At 38.1% G+C, this 3,835-nt stretch carries 5 protein-coding genes and 1 pseudogene; 5 read left to right on the forward strand and 1 reads right to left on the reverse strand.

Translation table 11 applies throughout. The features are described from left to right. Nucleotides 1-170: 170 nt before the first annotated feature. On the forward strand, nucleotides 171-422 hold the full coding sequence (locus tag ASV53_RS23140; protein WP_094958869.1) for a type II toxin-antitoxin system Phd/YefM family antitoxin: 252 nt from the start codon (nucleotides 171-173) through the stop codon (nucleotides 420-422). Continuing rightward, nucleotides 412-699 (forward strand): type II toxin-antitoxin system RelE family toxin, encoded by a 288-nt coding sequence (locus ASV53_RS23145; protein WP_094958870.1) that lies wholly within the window; start codon nucleotides 412-414, stop codon nucleotides 697-699. The genes ASV53_RS23140 and ASV53_RS23145 overlap by 11 nt, the downstream gene beginning before the upstream one ends. A gap of 216 nt (nucleotides 700-915) precedes the next feature. On the opposite strand, the gene ASV53_RS23150 is transcribed toward ASV53_RS23145, so the two are convergent. Beyond that, nucleotides 916-1,545 (reverse strand): LysE family translocator, encoded by a 630-nt coding sequence (locus ASV53_RS23150; protein ID WP_094958871.1) that lies wholly within the window; start codon nucleotides 1,543-1,545, stop codon nucleotides 916-918. A 265-nt stretch (nucleotides 1,546-1,810) separates the two neighbouring features. Between ASV53_RS23150 and ASV53_RS23155 the strand changes: the two genes are divergently transcribed. The 3 genes and pseudogenes from ASV53_RS23155 (at nucleotide 1,811) to ASV53_RS23165 (ending at nucleotide 3,747) form a co-directional block, all read left to right on the forward strand. Continuing rightward, nucleotides 1,811-2,536, forward strand: a complete 726-nt coding sequence (locus ASV53_RS23155; protein ID WP_094958872.1) for a sugar phosphate isomerase/epimerase family protein — start codon at nucleotides 1,811-1,813, stop codon at nucleotides 2,534-2,536. Between the two features lie 38 nt (nucleotides 2,537-2,574). Then, nucleotides 2,575-2,655, forward strand: a pseudogene (locus tag ASV53_RS23160) (type II toxin-antitoxin system RelE/ParE family toxin); the annotation flags it as partial. A 663-nt stretch (nucleotides 2,656-3,318) separates the two neighbouring features. Further along, entirely contained in the window at nucleotides 3,319-3,747 is a 429-nt protein-coding gene (locus tag ASV53_RS23165; protein ID WP_094958873.1) for a hypothetical protein, read from the forward strand. The last annotated feature ends 88 nt before the right edge of the window (nucleotides 3,748-3,835 follow it).

Consider the following 3,835-nt stretch of genomic DNA (forward strand, 5'->3'; position numbering starts at 1 on the left):
GGTGAATTCATTAGATCAGAAGGTAAGGTGCGTGTCTACTTATTGAACTACAAAGGTATTTTGTGGGGATTCGTAAGTTGCAGGCGTTATACGGCAAAAAGAAAAAAGTAGCAGTTCACATTAAAAAGGTCTAAAATTAGCACTTAATTTAATACTAATTTGGTGGCGTTATGAGACAAGTTCTAGCTGATTTTTCAGCAAGTATTTCAGAGTTAAAGAAAAATCCTACAGCTCTTTTGAACGAAGCTGATGGCTCTGCTATAGCTATTTTAAATCACAATAAACCAGCGGCTTACCTAGTACCTGCTGAAACTTACGAATTTCTAATGGATATGTTAGATGATTACGAGCTTTCTAAGCTTGTTGAAAGCCGCAGACTTGATTTATCAGACGCTGTGGAAGTAAATATCGATGACTTATAAATTAAAATTTCTACCAGCAGCACAAAAAGAGTGGAGTAAATTAGCTCCACCGATCAAAAGCCAGTTTAAAAAGAAGTTAATTGAGCGTCTTGAAAATCCTCATGTGCTGGCATCAAAGTTACGTGATTATGATTCTGTCTATAAAATTAAATTACGCACAGCAGGCTATCGTTTAGCTTATGAGGTTATTGATGACGAAATTGTTGTCTATGTTTTAGCTATTGGGAAACGAGATAAAGATGCAGTTTACAAGAAGTTAGCCTCACGCTTTGGGTAGCCGTATAACAAATGGATCAACACGATTTACTACACTCGGCAATCTCAGTTTGCCGGGTGTTTCTCGTTTTAAGGCGTCAATATTAAGTATAATTGCATAGTAGTAAACGTGTTATGCAGGCTATGTACTCCGATTGTTGCCCCCTTTATAAATAGACTTTATTAAATAGTAAAAGGGGCTAATTTCAGGAGGCTAGATTTTCCAACTGAGGTTAAATTAATTGTGCACAGCAAGGTATGAACCTGCGGCTATCATAACTCCTCCGGCACTTTGATTTAATCTCTTTTGTGCAAGTGGTGTTTTTAGTTTTTTTGCGACTCGGCTAGCGCCAAATGCGATAAGCATTATTGCGGACATTAAAGCAATACATGAAAGTACGGATACAAGAAAAACATCTTGAGCTTGTAAGACGGTAAGGTCAATAAACGTTGGCAAAAAAGATATGTAGAAAAGAATTACTTTAGGATTTGAAGCTGAAATCAGAAAACCTTGGGTGAAGCTGGCAAAGGGAGCAGTATTTTTCTGCTGATTTGATTCTGATAACACCTCTCCCTCTACATGAGGTAATGTTCGGAACATCCTATAACCAAGGTAGATTAAATAAGCGGCACCTAAGTAGCGAATAACGATAAATACATTTGACCAATTATCAGCAATAGTCGCGAGTCCGAAACATGCGAGAATAAGATAAATGAGATCGCTAGTTATTATACCTGTTGCCAGTATGAAGCATTTTCGAGGTCCATATATCATAGCACGCGCCAGAATGGCAAAAATGCCAGGTCCAGGCGTGATGCCAAATATGAACATTGCAATGAAAAATGTTACCGATGATTCTAATGACATTTAATTTCTCTGTAGTATGCCAAGTAAAGCAGAAAAATAGCATATAAAATAGGACTGTTCGAGTTGTATGTATGGCGGAATGTATACTTATGATGCGGCGTATTTAAATGCTGTATAATCAATGCCTTACGAACATAACAAAGCATTTAAGAGTGATTCTCAACGCTTGGCATTTTTCATTCCATCGTTGGGTTTAGTGTTTACGGTGGTATGGTTAGGTTTCGTGGTCCACACTTTAATGCGGCTACATGCAACTGGAGGATAGATGTACATTGGAGCTCAGTTATTCGGCATTCCTGAAGAAGTTTTGAAAAGTGATTTAACGCATGTTCTTAATTTTATAAGCGAAACTGGCTATGATGGCGTTGAATTGCCTTTCCTTCTAGAAGCCGAGAAAGAACTAAATCAGTTAGGGTTAGATTGCATTGGGGTGCATGTTTCGCCAGAACAGCTCGTAAAGCATCATGAACTAATAGGTTATTTAGAACGGCATGAATGCCGAAACTTGTATGTTTCAGGTCCGCTGGGGTGGCACGACCGAAGTCTAGATAATTTTGGGGCTACATGTGGCGTATTAAACAGTGCGGCTAAGCTCTATGCCAAAGAGGGCATTAAAATTCAATATCACAATCATGATTTTGAGTTTTTAATAAACAGTTGTGAATCATCTACTCCCTTTTCAATACTTCAAAATGAGCTTGATTTTGAGAATATAGATCTGTGTATTGACGTTGGTTGGCTTCATTTAGCTGGAGTAAATGTTAATGACTTTCTTCATGAGCATAGAGACAAAGTGTCACACCTGCACTTGAGAGACTTCGCCAAGACAGAGTCTGTTACTCTAGGGCAAGGAAGTGTTCCTTTGCCCCAAGTATATGAACAGCTTAATGAACTTAATAGGCTTAAGTGGGTGGTTATAGAGTTTGAGCCAACCTTAAATTTCAAAACGCGCTTTAAACAAAGCTGGCAGCACTTGAACCTTCATCGCTGACACAGTTGCATAACAAACGCTTCAAGCAGATTCTGCATATGAAAAGTATATTTGTCGAATCGACCATATTTGAAAAGTACCGTAATGAATATCTCAGCGATGATGAGTTTAGGCTTTTTTAAGCTGAGTTAATGTCTACAATGATGATTTGGGTAACCTAGCACTATATAGATTAGCCCGATAATTTGACAGGAAGGGCATCATTGTAAATCAGGCTCGGCCATAGGAAAGAGCAACGTCTTACCTCGGGAGATCTTAATATCTGTCCATTAGGACTAAAAGTGTAGTGATATGCTTTGATGGGTATTAAGAAGGCATAGTACTTTGAGAGGGAACTCATTCAAGGGAAGTCCTGAATCGAATATATCAAGAAGCAGTCACCAGCAACTCAGATACGTGGCGTAACAGTAACGATGAAACCTATCCCTACGATCCAATTGGTGAAGCCGTAAGTCGATCTAATGGATGCGAAGTGTAACAAGCGTATGTGGCGTAAAAGGAAGGACGAGCCTTGATGCAAACCAGTCAACTACTCGAAACAATGTTCAGTTCTGAAAATCTAAACAGGACATTGAAGCAAGTTAAGAGCAATAACGGTTGCGCGGGTATTGATAGATTATCGATCTCAGCAACCATCTGTTCACACCTTAATGCGGTTACGGCTAAATATCTTTACAGTTTCATCTAATAATTAGAGCTGACTCTAGACTCTTAATATTGATGTTTTTATCTATGATTTTATGTCTTTACGATCATTAGATTTCAACTCTAAGGAGATAGTAATGAGTAATAGGCATAGTGAGATAAAGTTAACGATAGCGAAATTAATCGAAGTTGCATACTCAAAAAATAAAGGTTTAACAACATCTATCATGTTGGATGCTGGCTTTATAAAACTAACCGTTGATGATAAGGGGAATGCGCTTTTATCAGGGAAGGCCGGTGTAGTTACTTTTAGTGGACAGGAAGTAATTAATGAATTGGGGATGCAAGTTAAAAGAGTTTCCGTCAGTTTTAAGAATGAAGGTGATGGTCAAGCCTCATATACAGCCACATTAAAATTAGGCCTGATATCAACCTCTATAAAAGGTAGCTTTAACGTAGAAGATTTGATTACGGAGTGTTCAGGACTTCTTTGTATAGCAGCAAGACGATTGAAAAATCGCCCTGCATATATTGAAAGAAAACTTGCTGAAGCAATGGGTAACTAATATGGTTCGTATAAACTTACTTTTAATCATGGCCTTATCATTTAGTGTCAATTCAGCATCACTGACATCAGCATATAATGATTACAGA

This window comes from Photobacterium sanguinicancri (assembly GCF_002265265.1).
GTDB classification, from domain to species: domain Bacteria; phylum Pseudomonadota; class Gammaproteobacteria; order Enterobacterales; family Vibrionaceae; genus Photobacterium; species Photobacterium sanguinicancri.

Coding starts and splice junctions, on each gene's coding strand:
- ASV53_RS23165 (WP_094958873.1), top strand. CDS start 3,319: ATGAGTAATAGGCATAGTGAGATAAAGTTAACGATAGCGAAATTAATC.
- ASV53_RS23140 (WP_094958869.1), top strand. CDS start 171: ATGAGACAAGTTCTAGCTGATTTTTCAGCAAGTATTTCAGAGTTAAAG.
- ASV53_RS23150 (WP_094958871.1), bottom strand. CDS start 1,545: ATGTCATTAGAATCATCGGTAACATTTTTCATTGCAATGTTCATATTT.
- ASV53_RS23145 (WP_094958870.1), top strand. CDS start 412: ATGACTTATAAATTAAAATTTCTACCAGCAGCACAAAAAGAGTGGAGT.
- ASV53_RS23155 (WP_094958872.1), top strand. CDS start 1,811: ATGTACATTGGAGCTCAGTTATTCGGCATTCCTGAAGAAGTTTTGAAA.